Origin of the sequence: Bacillus sp. FSL P4-0248 (assembly GCF_038593305.1) — a bacterium.
Taxonomy (GTDB): domain Bacteria; phylum Bacillota; class Bacilli; order Bacillales; family Bacillaceae; genus Bacillus; species Bacillus safensis.
This window is the reverse complement of record NZ_CP151983.1, coordinates 1,107,407-1,126,507: the sequence shown is the minus strand read 5'-3', so window position 1 is coordinate 1,126,507 and position 19,101 is coordinate 1,107,407. Positions and strand designations below refer to the sequence as shown.

The 19,101-nt window shown below is 40.4% G+C and carries 19 protein-coding genes and 1 other annotated feature; of the genes, 2 read left to right on the top strand and 17 right to left on the bottom strand.

The annotated features are described in order from the left end of the window. Nucleotides 1–48 precede the first annotated feature (48 nt). Nucleotides 49–714: an adaptor protein MecA gene (mecA, locus tag NST65_RS05605; RefSeq protein WP_024425038.1), complete on the bottom strand. Its 666-nt coding sequence runs from the start codon at nt 712–714 to the stop codon at nt 49–51. Between the two features lie 264 nt (nt 715–978). On the opposite strand from mecA, the gene NST65_RS05600 reads away from it, so the two are divergent. Beyond that, complete coding sequence (locus tag NST65_RS05600; RefSeq protein ID WP_034282060.1) at nt 979–1,644, top strand: TerC family protein; 666 nt, start codon at nt 979–981, stop codon at nt 1,642–1,644. Nucleotides 1,645–1,683: 39 nt separating this feature from the next. Here NST65_RS05600 and spxA read toward each other — a convergent pair whose 3' ends face one another. The 9 genes from spxA to NST65_RS05555 all read right to left on the bottom strand — a co-directional run bounded on the left by spxA (nt 1,684) and on the right by NST65_RS05555 (nt 9,613). Next, complete coding sequence (gene spxA / locus NST65_RS05595) at nt 1,684–2,079, bottom strand: transcriptional regulator SpxA (RefSeq protein ID WP_003211421.1); 396 nt, start codon at nt 2,077–2,079, stop codon at nt 1,684–1,686. Between the two features lie 193 nt (nt 2,080–2,272). After that, entirely contained in the window at nt 2,273–2,851 is a 579-nt protein-coding gene (locus NST65_RS05590) for a GNAT family N-acetyltransferase (RefSeq protein WP_034282062.1), read from the bottom strand. Nucleotides 2,852–2,988: 137 nt separating this feature from the next. Continuing rightward, on the bottom strand, nt 2,989–3,276 hold the full coding sequence (locus tag NST65_RS05585) for a hypothetical protein (protein WP_111927229.1): 288 nt from the start codon (nt 3,274–3,276) through the stop codon (nt 2,989–2,991). 17 nt (nt 3,277–3,293) lie between these two features. Continuing rightward, nucleotides 3,294–3,779 carry a diadenosine tetraphosphate hydrolase gene (locus tag NST65_RS05580; protein ID WP_041117126.1) on the bottom strand — a complete coding sequence of 162 codons (486 nt, stop codon included), beginning with the start codon at nt 3,777–3,779 and terminating at the stop codon, nt 3,294–3,296. 200 nt (nt 3,780–3,979) lie between these two features. Next, nucleotides 3,980–4,900: an ATP-binding cassette domain-containing protein gene (locus NST65_RS05575; protein ID WP_024425041.1), complete on the bottom strand. Its 921-nt coding sequence runs from the start codon at nt 4,898–4,900 to the stop codon at nt 3,980–3,982. Between the two features lies 1 nt (nt 4,901). Continuing rightward, a complete protein-coding gene (locus NST65_RS05570) occupies nt 4,902–5,990 on the bottom strand; it encodes an ABC transporter ATP-binding protein (RefSeq protein WP_087975602.1) in 1,089 nt (362 codons plus the stop codon). A 3-nt stretch (nt 5,991–5,993) separates the two neighbouring features. Beyond that, on the bottom strand, nt 5,994–6,911 hold the full coding sequence (locus NST65_RS05565) for an ABC transporter permease (RefSeq protein WP_024425043.1): 918 nt from the start codon (nt 6,909–6,911) through the stop codon (nt 5,994–5,996). A 3-nt stretch (nt 6,912–6,914) separates the two neighbouring features. Further along, complete coding sequence (locus tag NST65_RS05560; protein WP_024425044.1) at nt 6,915–7,859, bottom strand: ABC transporter permease; 945 nt, start codon at nt 7,857–7,859, stop codon at nt 6,915–6,917. A gap of 116 nt (nt 7,860–7,975) precedes the next feature. Beyond that, on the bottom strand, nt 7,976–9,613 hold the full coding sequence (locus NST65_RS05555) for a peptide ABC transporter substrate-binding protein (RefSeq protein ID WP_034282068.1): 1,638 nt from the start codon (nt 9,611–9,613) through the stop codon (nt 7,976–7,978). A 482-nt stretch (nt 9,614–10,095) separates the two neighbouring features. Next, nucleotides 10,096–10,316 (top strand) — a binding site (T-box leader). A gap of 53 nt (nt 10,317–10,369) precedes the next feature. On the opposite strand from NST65_RS05555, the gene trpS reads away from it, so the two are divergent. Next, a complete protein-coding gene (gene trpS, locus NST65_RS05550; RefSeq protein ID WP_065214229.1) occupies nt 10,370–11,365 on the top strand; it encodes a tryptophan--tRNA ligase in 996 nt (331 codons plus the stop codon). A 34-nt stretch (nt 11,366–11,399) separates the two neighbouring features. Here trpS and NST65_RS05545 read toward each other — a convergent pair whose 3' ends face one another. The 7 genes from NST65_RS05545 to NST65_RS05515 form a co-directional block, all read right to left on the bottom strand. Then, entirely contained in the window at nt 11,400–12,152 is a 753-nt protein-coding gene (locus NST65_RS05545; protein ID WP_024426484.1) for a YjbA family protein, read from the bottom strand. Nucleotides 12,153–12,297: 145 nt separating this feature from the next. Next, entirely contained in the window at nt 12,298–13,197 is a 900-nt protein-coding gene (gene opp4C / locus NST65_RS05540; protein ID WP_111927227.1) for an oligopeptide ABC transporter permease, read from the bottom strand. Between the two features lie 33 nt (nt 13,198–13,230). Beyond that, nucleotides 13,231–14,181, bottom strand: a complete 951-nt coding sequence (locus NST65_RS05535; RefSeq protein WP_111927225.1) for an ABC transporter permease — start codon at nt 14,179–14,181, stop codon at nt 13,231–13,233. 228 nt (nt 14,182–14,409) lie between these two features. Then, nucleotides 14,410–16,044: a peptide-binding protein gene (locus NST65_RS05530; RefSeq protein WP_046310550.1), complete on the bottom strand. Its 1,635-nt coding sequence runs from the start codon at nt 16,042–16,044 to the stop codon at nt 14,410–14,412. Between the two features lie 85 nt (nt 16,045–16,129). After that, nucleotides 16,130–17,152, bottom strand: coding sequence for a dipeptide ABC transporter ATP-binding protein (locus NST65_RS05525; protein WP_034282075.1), 1,023 nt, complete (start codon nt 17,150–17,152; stop codon nt 16,130–16,132). Further along, complete coding sequence (locus NST65_RS05520) at nt 17,149–18,129, bottom strand: ABC transporter ATP-binding protein (protein ID WP_034282076.1); 981 nt, start codon at nt 18,127–18,129, stop codon at nt 17,149–17,151. Before NST65_RS05520 ends, NST65_RS05525 begins: the two co-directional genes overlap by 4 nt. A 149-nt stretch (nt 18,130–18,278) precedes the next feature. Continuing rightward, nucleotides 18,279–19,082 (bottom strand): DUF2268 domain-containing protein, encoded by an 804-nt coding sequence (locus NST65_RS05515; protein ID WP_024425050.1) that lies wholly within the window; start codon nt 19,080–19,082, stop codon nt 18,279–18,281. Nucleotides 19,083–19,101: the final 19 nt, after the last annotated feature.

Sequence of the window (19,101 nt, the reverse complement as noted above, 5' to 3'; positions counted from 1 at the left end):
ATTCAGATAAAAAAGCCGATTCCTCTATAGAAATCGACTTTTTGTTAGTTACGAGAAGTGCTGTTGAATCGTTTCAAGGGCATTCCCTTCGATAATCAGCTGACCGTATTCTTTCAGTCTGTAGATGCTGACCACTGATTCATGAGCATATTCAAGCAAAATGCTGAGCTTATTCTCCACTTGCTCATCTGACAAATCCTCGTGGAAGTCAACATATAGATAATAACGGTTTTCAAACGAATATAAACTTGTGGTAAAATCCTGCATATTTAATTGAGAAAGTGCAATCAAATCTTCAAAGTCATCCATTTTCAATACGAATTGAAGTTGAAGTTTTTTGTCCTTCTCATTATGGTCTTCTTGATCTTGCTCTTCTTTATGAAAATCATCAAGCAGTGCGTCTAAGCTTTCTTCATCTGTTTGATCTTTTTTATCTTCTGGAATCGGCAATTCGAGCTTTTGTCCATCTTTAGAAAGTTGGGCTTTTGTCACGACAATTTCAAGACCTTTGTCAAGTGCCTGTACTTGAATCCAAAGCGGTCCCTCTACTGCAAATTCTTCTTCTTCGTGCACTTCGTCCATTACTTCCCAAAACAGCTCTTCACTGCGCTCACGATTGTACCAGATCTCTTCACGGTCAAATCCGCGATCTTCAATATCACCGTAGGAAATATAAAATTTGACTGTATGTTCATTTATTCTTTCGATTTCCATTTTGCCAACCTTCCCTTCTATATAAGATGTTGAAGGGACATACAAGCTCCCAATTAATAGTACTTTACTACACTTTACCCGTTCCGTCTACATGTTAACCGTTTAAAGAATTGAGGTATTGCTTCGTACTGTCTATTTTATGATAAAACATGAATAAAAGAAATAAAAACGCATTTTTTGCAGAGAAAACTTGCAGAAACATATATTTGAATTGTCCTCATATATTGGTTGTACGAGCTCTATTTGGGACATGAGGTGAAATAGATGGAAACAGAGTGGATCGTATCCTTACTGATGATTATTGGCATAGACCTAATTTTAGGCGGAGATAATGCGCTCATTATTGCGATGGCGAGTCGCAGTTTATCACATGACAAACGCAATAAAGCCATTTGGATCGGCACCCTTTTAGCCGTGCTGATGAGAATTACAATGACTGGTGCCGCCGTTTATTTATTGACTATCCCTTATTTGCAGTTTATTGGCGGTCTTTTTCTCCTTTATATAGGATACAATCTGTTAATTGAACAAAAGAAGGAATCCATTCGGATAAAGAGCAGCGGCTCCCTTTGGCGTGCGGTTCAAACCATTGTGATTGCCGACCTCTTTATGTCACTTGATAATGTCATCGCAGTTGCAGGTGCAGCAAAAGGCAACATGCTTCTGACCGCTTTTGGCCTCATGATTTCTGTACCGATTATTATTTGGGGAAGCAAGCTGATTCATGCAGCTTTAACAAAATTTCCGTTTCTTTTATACGGAGGAAGTGCTCTCTTGGCCTTTACAGGGGGTGAAATGATTGTGCGTGATGTGAAATTGGCTGAATTTATGGCACAGCATGCCACGCTTGAATTGATGCTTCCGTTTTTAACCGTCATAGTGGTCATATTAGCGAGCCTCTTTTACGAACAAACGGCTGAAAATAAATAAAAAAAGCTGCCAAATGATCGGCAGCTTTTTATGTTTTTATTAGTTAGCAAGTCGCTGAGCTTCTCTTAGTTGGAATGTACGAACCGTTCTTGGTAAGAAACGTCTAATTTCATCTTCATTGTACCCAACTTGTAATCTTTTTTCATCCAAGATAATTGGACGACGCAAAAGACCTGGATGCTCATTGATTAGTTTATACAATTGTTGAAGCGGCATTGTCTCAACATTGACATTTAGTTTTTGGAATACTTTTGAACGTGTTGAGATAATTTCGTCTGTACCGTCTTCTGTCATTCGAAGAATTTCTTTGATTTCATCGATTGAAAGAGGCTCAGAAAAAATGTTTCTCTCTTGATATGGGATATTGTGCTCTTCTAACCACGCTCTTGCTTTTCTACATGATGTACAGCTTGGTGATGTGTATAATGTTACCATAAATCTTCACTCCTCAATTTGTAGAATGAATATTGATCTGTATTCTTAAATTAAAATTGTTCTAAATAAGTAATCTTTATAGTGATTATACTATAAAAAAGTAAGTGTGAACAGATTTTCTTGCAATTTTTGTGACAAAAACTAGACAATTTCATTCATTTTGTCGTGCTGCTGGATGTCAGAACATTCTCATTTACTCGAGATGATCGAAAATATTTTTTTGCTTTCTATTTTCAATGATCTTCAATACATCATCAACATCCTCATACGATTGTCCATACCATTCTTCATCTTTATACGTATGGATTCGTTCATAGGTCTTCCTCATGGCTTCCATGATCTCTTCCTCATGATTTGTAAGAGGCGACCAATAAAGAATTTCCATGCGGTTCACTTCATTTGTTGCAAGTGACCTGCGTTTATAACCGATTGATTCTGCATGCTTGAAGTGCTCTCTTTGGTAAAACTTTAGGCGTTTTGCAGTATCTGCATCATCTTCATCTACAGGCTCAACCTCAAGCAAGATCGGTTTCTTTTTTTCCTTCAGCTTATGAATAAGCTTTGACCCGAGGCCTTCACCTCTTGCATCTTTGGAAACAAATAAATAATCAATAAAGATGAAAGAATCAAATTCGGCGTACATCATCACATGATGAGGTCCTTCTTCCTTATGATAAATATCACTTCTTTCCTTTAATAAAGCTTCCATATGCTCTTTTGATTTCATTTCTTCTATCGGGAAGTATTCACTGAGCTTTTCATACCAATTCATGGATCTGCTCCTTATGCTATAGTTAAGAACCACTTCCTTAGATATTCCCGATTTCCTGCTATTTAAACGCCTGTACTAGTAAGACGCAGCAAAGTCTTAAGTAGTTTCACTTTTTTTCAATTAACGCAAAAAAAGTTTTATAACGAACGATTCATGACGAGTTGAATACAGACAAACAGGATAATTGTCATCGCAATTTGAAGCATAATGAAATAAAGATATTTTACGCGCCATGCTTCTTGCTTCTGACCGCTTGTCTTTCGGTTAAGCATATATTCCATTGAAAAAGACACAATCCCAATGAGTACCATAAACGCGAGCATCCACTTTCCTCCGTTTGGTTTCCTGAAAAAAGACGTTGAAAAAAGCATGAATACAATGAGAACATGAAGCAATGAATAACGAAAGGTTTTCCATCTCAACATCCTATTTTTCCCTCCTTTTATTTGTTTAATTCTTTGGTCAGAATGTTGATGGCTTCCTTAACTTCTAAAATATTTTCTTTAGTGTTCATTTCATTTCTAGCGTGAAGTAATACTGGTCGGACTGATTCAACTGAACGCCCGAAGTTATACATCCATTCATATCTTGGTACCATCCAAGTATGAAAATGATGGGTTGTATCTTCGTTGTAAAAATAATAGACATGTTCTATCCCTAAAGCGGTTCTTTGTGCTTTTCTTATCTTTGCTAAAACGTCTATGTAGTCTAATCTTTCCGAATTAGTTAAATCATCTAAACATTTGATGTGTCTTTTTGAAGCTAAAATTATTAGCCCTCTGATTGGATAAGCGACATCTTGATGGGCGTGAAAGTACTCTGTTTCAATAACCACACCACCTTCTGGTTCAACTAATCCATTCGTTAAAGCACAACTAAGACACTCGACTTCAACTGTTTCTCCATTTGATAATGTTATTTTTTCCAATTGTCCTCCCCCAAACGAAATAGTATACAATTTGAACTTTCATTACTTAAGCGTATCATATTTTTCCTTATTTTGAATTAAACTCCTCATTATCACTTCACCTATGATTGAGTTTATTTCTTTTTGATGAGTGACACTTTCTAATATATGAAACCAGATCCAAATAAAAGAAGCACTGACTTAGCAGTGCTTCTTTCTTCTTATGATTGTTTCGCCTGAAGCTCTTTGAATTCTTCCTCTGTGCAGCTCACAAAATGACCTGGCTTCACTTCACGGAACTCGGTGTTTGTTCCTTTGTGAACAGATGGATCATACTTGATTCGTTTGCGGTTACGCTCATAATCAGGATCTGGAAGCGGAATCGCAGACAGCAATGATTTTGTATATGGATGAAGCGGGTTTTCGTATAATTCATTCGCTGGTGCCAGCTCAACCAATTTTCCAAAATACATCACACCGATACGATCGCTGATGTATTTTACCATGGACAAGTCATGGGCAATGAATAAGTACGTTAAACCTTTTTCCTCTTGAAGCTCTTTCAATAAATTGACGACCTGCGCTTGGATCGACACGTCTAATGCAGAGATTGGTTCATCGGCGATGATGAAATCCGGCTCTACTGCTAATGCACGGGCAATTCCGATACGCTGCCTTTGACCGCCTGAGAATTCATGCGGGTATCTGTTCGCGTGCTCTTTGTTCAAGCCAACAGTTTCAAGTAATTGGTACACACGCTCTTTACGCGCCTGTTTTGTTTTTGCAAGGCCATGAATGTCGATGCCCTCTGCAATGATATCAAGCACTGTCATTCTAGGGTTGAGTGAAGCATATGGATCTTGGAAGATCATCTGCATTTGACGGTTGAACTCAAGCATTTTTTGTCTTGATTTCTTCCCGTGTACATTTTCTCCCTTATAAAGAACTTCACCATCTGTCGCATCATAAAGTCTAATGATCGAACGGCCCGTAGTGGATTTACCACAACCAGACTCACCTACAAGACCAAGCGTTTCACCTTTGTAAATATCAAATGAAACCCCATCAACTGCTTTCACAGTTCCTCTTGCTGTATGGAAATGCTGCTTCAAATTTTTGATTTCTAACAGTTTTTCTGCCATGCTATTCACCCTCTTTTACTAATACAGGTTTTTCGTAGCTACCTTCTAGTTCACGCATTCTCGCCTTTACAGAAGCAGGCGGTTCAACTTTAGGTGCATTCGGATGAAGTAGCCATGATTTCACATAATGCGTATCTGATACTTTGAACATTGGCGGTTCTTGTTCAAAGTCAATTTTCATTGCATAATCGCTGCGGAGTGCAAATGCATCTCCTTTCGGCGGGTTTGTCAGATCTGGCGGTGTTCCTGGAATGGCAGTCAGCTTTCCTTCATCTCCGCCATCTGTGTCAAGACTCGGCATGGATGCTAAAAGTCCCCATGTATACGGATGCTTAGGATTGTAGAAAATTTCATCGACAGTCCCTGTCTCCACAATCTGTCCTGCATACATAACAGCTACACGATCAGCGACGTTGGCAACAACACCTAGATCATGCGTAATAAAGATAATCGAAGTGTCAACCTTTTGCTGAATTTCTTTCATTAATTCTAAAATTTGTGCTTGAATTGTTACATCAAGTGCAGTCGTCGGCTCATCGGCAATCAGCAGCTTTGGATCTGCTGCAAGCGCCATGGCGATGACAACCCTTTGTCTCATCCCGCCACTAAATTCGTGCGGATATTGTTTAATTCTTTTTTCAGGCATTGGAATTCCAACGAGCTCCAATAGTTCAATGGCTCTTTTTTCAGCCGCTTCTTTTGAAATTTGTTCATGCTTGAACAGCACTTCTGTAATTTGTTTCCCGACTTTCATCGTTGGATTCAAAGACGTCATCGGATCTTGGAAGATCATTGAGATATCTTTTCCTCGAATGGTTTGCATTTGTTTTTCAGTTTTCTTGACAATATCTTGGCCATCAAACAGGATCTGTCCGCGCTTGAAATAACCCGGCGGCATCGGAATTAATCTCATGATCGCTTGTGATGTCACACTTTTACCAGAGCCAGATTCACCTACAATAGCAAGTGTCTCGCCTTTATTTAAGTGGAAGTTCACACCACGAATGGCTTGAACCTCTCCACCATATGTTTTAAATGAGATTGCAAGGTCTTTCACCTCTAGAATACGTTCACGTTCCATCCTAATCACTCCTTATTTACGCAACTTCGGATCTAAAGCGTCTCTTAGTCCGTCTCCAACCACGTTAAAACCAAACATTGTAATACAGATAAATGCGGCTGGGAACCATAATCTCCAAGGGTAATACGTCATGGCTGGAATTCCGTCAGACGCCATTGTTCCCCAGCTCGCTAACGGAGCCGGTACACCAAGCCCTAGGTAGCTTAGGAATGCCTCTGTGAAGATAGCAGAAGGAATCGTTAATGTCATCGTCACAAGGATTGGTCCCATTGAGTTTGGAATTAAGTGTTTAAATAAAAGTCTAGATGTTTTCGCACCTAATGTTTGTGCTGCAAGAACGTATTCTTGACTCTTTAATTGTAAAACCTGTCCCCGAACAATACGTGCCATGTTAATCCAGCCTACGACTGTCATAGCGAGGATAATCGTTAATAATCCTTTTGGCAGAACAACCATCATTAAGATAACCATTAATAGTGTTGGAATTGCCCATAAAACGTCTGCGATACGCATCATCACTTCATCTGTACGGCCGCCTTTGAATGCAGCAATACTTCCCCAGATAATACCGATAATCACGTCAAGCACCGCTGCAGCAAGCCCGATAAAGATCGAAATTCTTGCCCCGACCCATGTACGGACAAACATGTCACGTCCTAAATCATCTGTACCAAACCAGTGTTCTTTTGAAGGCGGCTGGTCAGCATTCAGCAAATCAGTCGTAGAGTAATCGTATTTAGAAAACATCGGAACAAAGATGGCCAGCATCACGATAATAAAAATAATTGTAAGTCCAACCATTGCAAGTTTATTGGCACGGAAGCGAAGCATGGCATCCTTCCATAAAGATAGACTAGGTTTAGAAATTTTTTCAGATTCTGCTGCGTCAGCTGTCGCAGGCACAAATAAATCTTTTCTCATCTCTTCCATGTGTTAGACCCCTTTCTTCGCCTTCGTCAGTTTAATTCTAGGATCGATAATACCGTAGAGGACGTCAACGACTAGAATACTGATTAATAGAATAATACTGTAGAAGACTGTGACACCCATGATGACGGTGTAATCACGGTTTGTAATGCTTGTGACAAAGTGAGAGCCTAAGCCAGGAATACCAAAAATCTTCTCAACGACAAAACTACCTGTTAAAACTGAAGCAGCCATTGGTCCCATGTATGTGATAACAGGTAACAATGCGTTTCGGATGGCGTGTTTGATCGTCACAGCAGATTTTGTTAATCCTTTCGCTCTAGCCGTTCTAATGTAGTCACTATTTAGTACTTCAAGCATACTTGACCGTGCAAGTCTAGCGATAAATGCCATTGGCATGAAGGAAAGTGCAATAGAAGGTAGTACGGTGCTTGCCCAAGACTCCCATCCTGCAACTGGGAAGATCGCTATAATACTTGCCTCAGATGCAAATACATATTGTAGTAGCGCCGCTAAAATGAAACTTGGAACTGAAATTCCAAAGATCGTTAAAATGGCAATCGTATAGTCTTGCCACTTGTTATGATAGAGCGCTGCAAGGACCCCAAACAATACACCAAATGCTAATGCGAGGAGAATTGCCTCAATTCCGAGGGTAAAGGAAACGGGGAATCCAGAACTGATTAAGTCATTTACGGTTTGTCCTTTATATTTAAATGAGGGACCAAAATCTAATGTTGCAACTGAACCTAGGTAGTTTACATATTGAACAAATAAGGGCTTGTCCAATCCGTAGTGCTCGTTTAGGTTTGCTTCAATTTCAGCAGGAAGTTTCTTCTCACCAGAGAATGGACCACCAGGTGCTGCCTGCATGAGAAAGAAAGTTGCAGTTACAATAACAAACAGTGTGATTAAAATATATATTAATCGCTTACCGATATATTTAAGCAACGGAATTGCACCTCCATGATTTTACAACAATTTCTCTAATCAGCAAGAAAGGTATATGGAGAGACATCCTCCATATACCTTAAGATCCTTGCCGTAGATCTCTTACACTATTACTCTTACTTTTCGAAATGTGCCCATTTGTATTGAACATCACCTAGTCCAGATACAACTACACCTTTAAGTTTTGGATCTTGTACCCAAAGCTGAGTGTAGAAGTAAATTGGTGCTATAGGCATATCGTTGATGATGATTTCTTCTGCTTTTTTCAGCATTTCTTCACGCTTCGTTTTATCTGTTTCTTTTGCAGAATCATTCAACAATTGTTTGTACTCTTTGCTTTCCCATCCAGTGTCGTTGTTTCCGCCGTCTTTATCTTTGTAAAGCTCAAGGAAGTTCACTGGATCGTTGAAGTCACCTAACCAGCCCATACGTCCGATTTGGTAATCTCCGCTGTGGATTTTGTCGATGTATACGTTCCACTCAGAGTTATCAAGTTCAACTTTCACACCTAAATCTTTTTTCCACATTTCTTGAATTGCTTGAGCAATCTTTTGGTGGCCTTCATCTGTGTTGTAAGAAAGTTTCAATGTTGGAAGATCAGAAACAGACTTATAACCTAATTCTTTCGCACCTTTTTCAAGAAGCTTTTTAGCTGTATCTACATCGTGATCTTTGAAGTAGCCAGTTTTGTTATCTGTGAATCCTTCCATTGTTGGTGGAACGATTGCCATTGCTGGAACTTGTTCACCTTGCGTAATTTTGTCAACGATCGCTTGACGGTTGATTGAGTATGCAAGGGCCTTACGGATGTTTGCATTGTTTAAAGGTTTTACTTCTGTGTTGAATTTGTAGTTATAGATACCAGCGATCGTCTGGATTTTCAGACCGCCTTCTTTTTTCAATGTTTTTAAAGACTCAGTTGGAAGGCTTCCAGTTGGAGAACCAGCCCAGTCAAGCTCGCCTTTTTTGAACATGCTAAGCTCAGTGTTTGTATCTTTGATCATAGACATGTTGATTTTTTTCAATTTCACAGTATCTTTATCCCAGTATTCATTGTTCTTTTCAAGCGTGATAGAACCGCCATGTTTCCATTTAGAAAGAACGAATGGTCCGTTAGATACGTAGTTTTCACCAGCATTTGTGTACCAGTTTTTATTCTTTTCAGCCACTTTTTTGTTGACTGGCATATAAGTATAGAATGCAGTTAGTTCAGTAAAAAACGGTGTTGGGTTTTCTAGCTCAACTACAAGCGTTTTGTCGTCTTTAGCTTTAATGCCAACATCAGCAACTTTCGCTTTCCCTTTGTTCGCTGCTTCAGCACCTTTAATATAGTAAAGCTGGTAAGCATATTGAGATTCATTTTTAGGATCTAATGCCCATTTCCAAGCATATTCGAAATCTTCTGCTTTTACAGGGTCGCCATTAGACCATTTTGCATCACGAAGTGTGAATGTATAAGTTTTACCATCAGCACTTGTTTTGATATCAGAAGCCATTGCATTTTCTGGCTTTCCTTCAGCGTTAATTCTTGTTAACCCTTCAAAAGTCTGACGGATGACACTACCTGAAGTTGAATCATTTGCCAATCCCGGATGTAGAGAAAAAGGCTCAGTGGAGATATTCACATTTAATGTTGTTTTAGCCTCTCCAGAACTGCTCGTGCTGTCGCCTGATTTGTTTCCGCTGAAACCACAAGCGCTTAATACAAGTGTGAAAATAAGCATTAAAGTAACAACAGACCAACGCTTTTTCAACTGTATTCCCCCTTATAATATGTTTTTAGTTCAAAGGTCTCGATAGAAGATGAGATTCAGATTTAAGAAATAGCGTAAAAAAGTCCCTGAATAGCTTACTTTCTATTTCTTTTGTTTTTTCTGAATTTTCACTATGTAAAGAGCCTAGCACAAACGTGTGAACAAATTCATTATAATGAATAGAATAATTTATTGCAATATCAATTTCATATATTTTTTAAAAACGTAAATGGGGATAAAGAGGGATTTTTATAAACTAAAGTCTCAATCACTTCAACAAATTAAAGCGTAAATTGATTAAAATAATTTAACAAATTCAGCAGGAATAATGTTTTATACATATAATTAATCATCCTTTTTTAAAAAATTCTGACAGATATTTGTTATTTTATCTAAAATTTTAAGTGTCAATAGGCATGATGAGAAGGTCACATAAGGGCTTCGTGACTTTTTCATGGTCATCCTTTATAATAGATAGACATATTGTTGCGATGAAAAAGAAGAGTACATATATTCACCATTTACAGAGAATCTGCGGCCGGTGTGAGCAGATAATGGCATGTATGGAATGGGCTTTGGAGCAGCTAACCGAACACTTCTAAAAAAGTGAGTAGGCTTAGACGGAGCAGTCTCCGTTATCAACGTCTTGAGTGATTTCTATGTGAAATAACAAGGGTGGTACCACGGTTCATTCGTCCCTTTTCTGTTGAAAAGTGATGGGTGGGCCTTTTTATATTGAAGAAAAGAGGTTTTAGTATGACAAAGAAGACAATTTTTTCAGGCATTCAGCCGAGCGGTTCTGTCACGTTAGGGAACTATATTGGAGCAATGAAGCAATTTGTTGATTTGCAGCATGACTATAATGGCTATTTTTGTGTCGTGGATCAACATGCGATTACAGTGAGTCAGGACCGATTAGCTCTCCGCCAAAATATTAGAAGCTTAGCAGCTCTTTATTTAGCTGTTGGTCTTGATCCAGAGAAAGCGACATTGTTTATCCAATCAGAGGTACCTGCTCACGCCCAGGCAGGATGGATGCTTCAATGTGTTGCTTATATTGGGGAATTAGAAAGAATGACCCAATTTAAGGACAAATCCGCTGGTAAAGAAGCAGTTGTTTCAGGCCTATTAACGTATCCCCCATTAATGGCTGGCGATATCTTATTATATGGTACTGATTTAGTCCCTGTTGGAGAAGACCAAAAGCAGCATCTTGAATTGACTAGAACGCTCGCTGAACGCTTTAACCGAAAGTACAATGACATCTTCACTGTGCCTGAAGTGAAAATTCCAAAAGAAGGCGCACGGATTATGTCTTTAACAGATCCAACGAAAAAAATGAGCAAATCCGATCCGAACCAAAAATCTTTCATTACCTTATTAGATGAACCAAAGCAGCTTGAAAAGAAAATTAAAAGTGCTGTGACGGATTCAGAAGGCATCGTGAGGTATGACAAAGAGAACAAGCCTGGAATTGCCAACTTGCTGACGATTTATTCTGTATTAGGCAACATATCGATTGCTGAGCTGGAGCAAAAGTACGAAGGCAAAGGATATGGTGAGTTTAAAGGAGATCTTGCGAACGTTGTCATTGAGGCTTTAAAACCAATTCAAGATCGATACTACGAACTCATTGAATCAGACGAGCTTGACCGTATTCTAGACGAAGGTGCTGAAAAAGCAAACCGCGCAGCAAACAAAATGCTGAAAAAAATGGAGAATGCGATGGGTCTTGGCAGAAAACGCAAATAAAAAAAGCTTGCAGCACTGCCGCTGCAAGCTTTTTCTAATTTACTTTTGATTCGTTTTCCATTTCCCAAAGCTTTTCGAAAAAAGGCTGCCCTTTAATCATTTTTTCACAGAAGGCTAAATGATTCTCTGACCACCCATCAATCGTTTCATTGTAAAGCATGTTCCAAATCTCTTCGAAAGACATTCGTTTGATTTGGTTGTACATGCGCGGGTTCCATTCCGTATACCAATACGCAATCTCCGCCCTGTTTTTGAGCCCTTTTAATTGATCGAGCGCCATAAACATCAGCTGTTTCAGCTGTCTTTCTTTTCTCGTTAATCCGCTGATATGCTGCGGCGGCAGTGATAGAATGTGATATTCTTTCGTCGATTCAAGGCTGTCCTTAGAAAATTCATATTCCTCTGCCTTCACATCTTTCACCATTTCATACACCAATTGCTCCTGCCTTGGAATCAAGCGGCTTTTTCTCACAGGTATGGAATACCCTATCGTATCTACAGCAATGATTCGAATTCCGTCGGTGACTACAAAGCAATACTCTAATTTACGGCGTTCATGATTTTTTCGAATATATGATTTCTCAAATACAGACTCTAGCAGCGTCTTCGGCAGCTCTGAAAGATCATTCTCTATGTAATCAAACAAAGGGCTCTGCACCTTAAGTAAAGGCACTTGATCTAACAGTTCAACACTGTCCTCCTTACGCCACTCATGAAAATGACACACATTGTAGCCATTCTCTTCCCCTTCAAACCAATTCACCCATACGTCATGAAGAAATAACATAACCAATCCCTCACTTTATAAAAACTGTTGTCCACAGTATGGGCAAGGGATAGAGAAATTATTCCAACTTTATCAAAACTTCAAGCTGAGAATGATGAGCTTCATGTCTTTCTTTCGTTCAGGAAACGCAGAGCCCTTTTAAACTTTACTTCAGCTTTTTAGGATCAAGCGCATCTCTCAGCCCATCTCCTAAAAAATTAAAGCATAAAACAGTCAGCAAAATGAATAAACCTGGGAAAAGCGGGTACCACCAAGCTTGCACCATAATGGAGAAATTTTGTGCGTCTTGCAGCATGTTGCCCCAGCTTGCCGTTGGCGGCTGAATACCAAAGCCAAGGTAGCTGAGCGTTGATTCAGCTAAAATGACGGAGCCTACTTTTAATGTAGCTGACACAATAATAGGACCGATACAGTTCGGTAAAATATGCGAAAAGATGATGACATGATTTTTCGTTCCAATGGTTCTCGCCGCGAGGACGAATTCTCTTGTTCGAAGTGATAAGAATTCACTGCGGATGAGTCTGGCCGTTGTTGTCCAGCCTGTCAAAGCAAAGATTAAAATCAATTTATCAATGCCCGGTTTGAAAATGGTGACGAGCGTAATCAATAGAAAAATGTCTGGAATCGACAACACGACATCTACAAACCTCATTAACAAAGAATCAACAAACCCTTTGAAATACCCCGCAACCGCACCAACGACAGTACCAATGGTGATTGCACCGAGCACTGAGACAAAACCGACCAATAAAGAGACCCGCGCGCCATATAGCACCCTTGAGAAAATATCGCGGCCAAACTTGTCAGTGCCCATAAAATGCTCGGCACTTGGCGGCTGGAGCCGCTTCAATAAATCTTGCTGTTCTGGTGTATATGGAGCGATCACTGGAGCGAAAATGGCTGAAAAGATAATGATCAATAAGATCACAGAGCCGGCAACCGCCAATTTATTTTTGAAAAATTTCTCGCAAAACAAACGCAGCATCGTCTCTGGCTTTGGCGGAAGGCCCTCCTTTAATTTGATATCAACAGGAGGTGTTCCCATATTAGGCTGTGCCAATTGTGCTTCAGCTCCCTTCTAATATTCAATACGCGGATCAACGATCGCATATAAAATATCCGCTATTAAATTTCCAACCACCACAAGCACTGCGGAAATAACGGTCATTGCCATAATGACCGGATAATCTCTCGAAAAGGCAGAATCAATGAACAGCTTTCCAAGTCCAGGCCAGGTGAAGATTTGTTCCACCACGACTGCGCCGCCAATAAAAGATGGTATCATTAATCCGAAAATCGTTATGACAGGCATAAGACCGTTTCTTAAACCATGCTTAAAAATGACTTTGTTTTCTCTAAAGCCTTTCGCTCTTGCTGTGCGAATGTAATCCTGCCTCATCACATCAAGCATGCTCGACCTTGTGTACCGGGTCAGCCCTGCCATATCAGCCGTTGCTAAAACAAAGGCTGGTAAAATGATGTGATGGAGCCGGTCAAACACATTAAAATCAGCATTCAAGGTAGAGACTCCGCCAGTTGGAAACCACCCTAAGTTCACGGATAAAACCATAATGAGGATGAGACCAAACCAAAAGTTTGGAATAGCCAGTCCGATAAAAGATGTAACCGTAATGCCATAGTCAAGCTTTGTATACGGACGTTTTGCTGAAAGAACACCAAATGGGATGGCGATCAGCAGGGCAACTATTGTAGAAAAGATCATGAGGATGAGGGTATTTGGCAGCCGGGCAAAAATCAAATCAGCCACGGGTGTTCCCTTTTTGACAATGGATGTGCCAAAGTCACCTTGTAGCATATTGCCAAGCCATTTCATATATTGCACATATTCAGGATCGTTCAAGCCGTACTTATCAATAAAGGCTTCCCGGTCTGCCGCACTAATAGTAGGATCCATCATGAGTGACATCGGATCGCCTGGTGCTGCTTTCATAATGGCAAAGGACAAGATGGTAATCCCTAATAAAATGGGAATGGAGAGCAATGTCCTTCTAATGATATATGTAACCATATGCACAACTCCTTTTTCATCGGATCGCCATTCTGTGAAAAAAAGGCCAAAATGATGTTATTTTAGCCTTTTGTCTTCTTTTCAGCGTGATCTGAAAACCCTTGAATTCTCGTGCTGATGCGGAGCGAACGAAGTGATCTTTTTAGCACCCGCGCAGAGAACTGACACCGAATGCAAGGGATTGTTCTCACGGTGAAAGGGGGAGAATCCCCCTTCTTCACTATCAGCCTACTGTTCAAGCCACCATTTTTCGATTTTGTAATACTCATCTTTCGGGTGGTAAGAGTAGCCTTGGAGATTAGATGGCATAGCGCGATGTGAATTGGCATAGTAAAGGAACGTATATGGCTGATCCTCTGCGATAAGTTTATAAATTTTTTCATATGCCTTTGAATAATCTTTTCGATCGCTTAAGTTTTTAGCATCGACTAACAGCTTATCGACCTCTTTATTTTTATACCAGATGTTATTTAAGCCTTTTTCAGACTGGCTTGAGTGGAATATGCTGAATTGATCAGGGAATGTCGCAAGGCTCCAGCCGAGCAGCAGCGCATCATAATCCCACTTAGGCGGTGTCGTCTGCTCAATGAGTGCACTGAATTCCACAATTTGCGGCTTTGCTTCCACACCGATTTCTTTGAGCTGCTGCTGGACAACGACAGCGATATCTTCACGAACTTTATTTCCTTGGTTGGTCTTTATGACAAAGGAGAATTTCTTGCCATCCTTATCAAGATAGCCGTCTCCATCTGTATCCTCCCAGCCCTCTTCTTTCAGCATCTTTTTCGCTTTTTCTTGATCAAATTCAAATACTGGCACACTTTCATCCTTTGGATAGTTCCAGGACAGCGGACTTTCTGGAATGTTGGCTACTTTGCCGTCTCCATCTAGCACTTGGTCAACAATCGTTTGACGATCAATAGCATGTGTCAGCGCTTGGCGGACCTTTTTACTTTTAAAGAGTTCATTTTTCTGGTTCCAGCCAATGTATGAATAATTGAGTCCTAGATCAGATTCGATTTTAATGTTGCTCACTTTTTCAGCTGTTTGCAGCTCGGAGCCTGGTACAGCAAAGAAATCAATATCTCCTGCTGACAGCTGGGCAATCGCTGCATTCTGATCAGGAATGGTTTTAATTGTGACAGTATCAAGGTAAGGACGTCCATCCCAATAATCGTCAAAGGCTTCTAGTTTGACGTAGTCTCCTTCTTTCCATTCTGCAAATTTAAATGGACCTGAACCGATTGGTTTTTTTCGGTTAAATTCGTTTTCACCGAGATCTTTTATAGGCACATCACCTAAAATATGCTTAGGTAAAATACCGTAGCTTCCTAGTGTGACATTATAAAAATACGGATCTTTTTTATTGAGCTTGAATTCGATCGAGTAGTCCCCTGTCTTTTTAACAGACTCTAAAACTTCAAAGCCTGATCCGCGCTCCCCGTTGTAGTCCTTATTGATTGGAATGCTGTATGTAAACACAACATCATCAGCAGTCAGTTCTTCACCATCATGAAACTTCACACCTTTTTTAATGGTGACATCAAACTGCTTGCCGTCATCAGATTCTTTAATATCCTCTGCCAGCGATAGCTGAGGGTTGAGCTTTCCGTCTGTTTGAAGTAAGAAGCTGTAGATTCTTTCCTCAATATCAGAGCTTGCCACATCTGTAGAATACAGCGAGTTAAATAATGTTGGCTCTGCAATTGAACCGATGACAAGATCGCCGCCTTGTACCGGTTTACCTGTGGATTTCTTTCCACTGTCTCCAGACGTTTTATTTCCACCAGAACAAGCAGCAAGGATTAATGTAAAGATCAGCAGTAAACTGACCAAAATGGACTTTCTATTTCTACCTTTCATAGACAATTCCCCCTATTCTTTTTTAAAAATAATGATCGAATCCTGTTTCATCCCCCCTCTCAAAGATGAGATCATACAAGCTTGATCAAGCGTTGTAGAGGTGGCAGGCAACAAAGTGGTTCGTTTTTAATTCCTGAAATGCTGGTACTTTTTCTTTACAGATTTCTTTCGCGTGCGGGCATCTTGTGTGAAATACGCAGCCTTTTGGCGGATTTGCAGGACTCGGCAGATCGCCTTGGAGCATAATGCGTTCTCTTTTCGTCTGCCCTTTTTTACGGGTGACAGGAACGGAAGAAAGCAGAGCCTGTGTATACGGATGGAGCGGGTCATCGTACAGACTATGCTTATCGGCAAGCTCCATCATTTTGCCGAGATACATGACGCCGACTCTATCGCTAATATGCCTGACCACACTTAAATCGTGAGAGATAAATAGATAGGTAAGGTCAAATTCCTCCTGAAGCTCCTCCATCAGATTAATAACCTGCGCCTGAATGGATACATCAAGTGCTGATACAGGCTCATCTGCGATGATCATGTCGGGATTCATGGCAAGCGCACGAGCGATGCCGATCCGCTGCCTCTGCCCGCCTGAAAATTCATGGGGATAGCGGTTCGCAAAGCTTGGATGAAGACCTACCTTTGATAAAAGCTGTTCCACTTTTTCATTTCTTTCTTTTAAGGAATATAAGTGATGTGTTTTGTAGGGTTCTTTGATGATGCTTCGAAGTGTTTTTCTAGGGTTGAGTGATGCAAAGGGATCTTGAAAAACCATTTGGATGTTTTTTCGTGTAGATTGTCTTAGCTTTGATTCTGATACGCGCGTGATGTCTTGCCCTTTAAAAAAAATTTGACCGTCTGTTGGTTCGTATAGGCGGATCATTGTCCGGCCTAGTGTGGATTTCCCGCATCCTGACTCCCCGACAATACCTAACGTTTCACCTTTATAAATCTTCAAGTCTATGCCGTCAACAGCTTTCACTGCACCGACTTTCTTTTGAAAGACGCCCGCTTTAATCGGAAAATGCTTTCGAATCTGTTTCAGTTCAAGGATCGTTTCTTTCTCTGGTAATTCCGTTATTTGTGTTTGATTTTGAGCAAGGGTCATGTGTGGTCTGCCTCCTCATATAAGAAACATCTGACGCTTCTGCCATTTTCAAATGTTCTCAGCTTAGGCAGTTCTCCCAGGCAGCGTTCCTTCACTTGCGGACATCTAGGAGCAAAGCGGCAGCCGGCTGGAAGCTGATCTGGCGCAGGAACATTCCCTTTGATGGCTGTTAACGGCTGTATGTCTCCGTCAATGACAGGAATCGATTCAAGCAGCCCTTCTGTGTAAGGATGAAGCGGCTGTTCAAACAACTCTTCAACAGTTCCATTTTCAACAACCTGTCCGCAGTACATGACAATCACTCGATCTGCCACTTCAGACACGACACCTAAATCATGTGTGATAAGAAGAATAGATGTACCAAAGGTAGAGCATAAATCTTTCATTAATGTGAGTACCTGTGCTTGAATGGTCACATCCAGGGCAGTTGTCGGTTCATCTGCAATGAGAAGCTTCGGGTCACAGCTTAACGCTATGGCAATCATCACTCTTTGCCGCATGCCGCCTGATAAACGATGCGGATAATCTTTCATGATTTGCTCCGGGCGGGAAAAACCAACAAGCTTCAGCAGATCAACCGCTTTTTTGACCGCTTCTTTTTTTGAAAGTTTTTTGTGATAGATGAGGATTTCTGTTATTTGTTCTCCGATGGTTAAGACGGGATTAAGTGAGGTCATGGGTTCCTGAAAGATCATAGATACATCATTACCGCGGATGCTGCATAATTCCTTTTCACTATATGTAACAAGGTCCTTTCCATCAAGTTTGATGGAACCGTCCATAATTTTCCCACCCGTTCCATGAATCAGACCCATAATGGATAAGGACGTAATACTTTTGCCAGAACCAGACTCACCGACTAATGCGACAGTTTCTCCTCTGTTGATGCTGAAATCAACGCCATCCACAGCAGGTATCGGTTCCTTTTTTCGAAAAAAATATGTTTTTAAGTTTTGCACTTCAAGCAGCGTGCTCATTCATTCGCCCCTTTCTCCTTAGATCAATAGAATCGAACCTGAATATTCTGTATTTTAAAAATAAAAAGAATTATTTGTATATTATTACATCGCTATGACGAAATCAAGAAGTATTTAGTAAATTTGTAATATGTCTCTTCTTATGTGAATTATTCACTTTGTGATTCTATCGCCTTTAAAAAGGTTTCTGCTGGCTCTGCAATCATCGACTCCTCGCTGATTCGGTGCTCATTGAAATATTTTTTCACAATATAAAACCCGGTAGCGTAACCAAGCATTTTAGGGTAGTTCCCTTTTCCATAAAGAAGATTCTGTATCAGCCTTTCGTCGTCCTGGACTCTTTGATCAAGATGACTGGATACCCATTTCTTGTACATACGCTGAAGCTGTTCTTCGCTATAGAAGGTGGTCCATTTCGCTGTATAGTTTTCTCCATATCTATGATACACAGCATATTCAGCGAGCCCCTCCATCATGATTGTATCGAGGAATGTAAAGTCTTTTTCTTCTTTTGAGAGAAAATGCAGCCTGCATACATGGTGATATTCGTGAGTCAGCAATGTACCGATTCGCTCCTTCGGGGTATTTGGAGACAAAAAAAGAAAGACCTTGTCATCAAATGCCATGCCGGATTGATAATAAAATTGCTCTCTGATTTCTCTGCTGCTCTCGTTGACAGGTAAAATAAACACAGGAATGTCTGGACCTTCCCACTGCTTTTGAAGCGTTTGATATTCTTTCATGACAAGCTTGAAGTACCCTTTTTCCTTGAGCTTGTCGATCATGTTTTTGCACGAGCTCCAAGACCGAACCATCCCGTGATGCTGCAGGTGAGCGAGGATAGACGACCATTCTTTTTCCTCGGCCCCTTTAAAATAAGGAACAAAGCGCGCTGCAAGCTCCTGAAATGATGATGATTGATGAATGAGATATTGTGTATTGATCAGACCCATACCGCTGAACACCTCCATT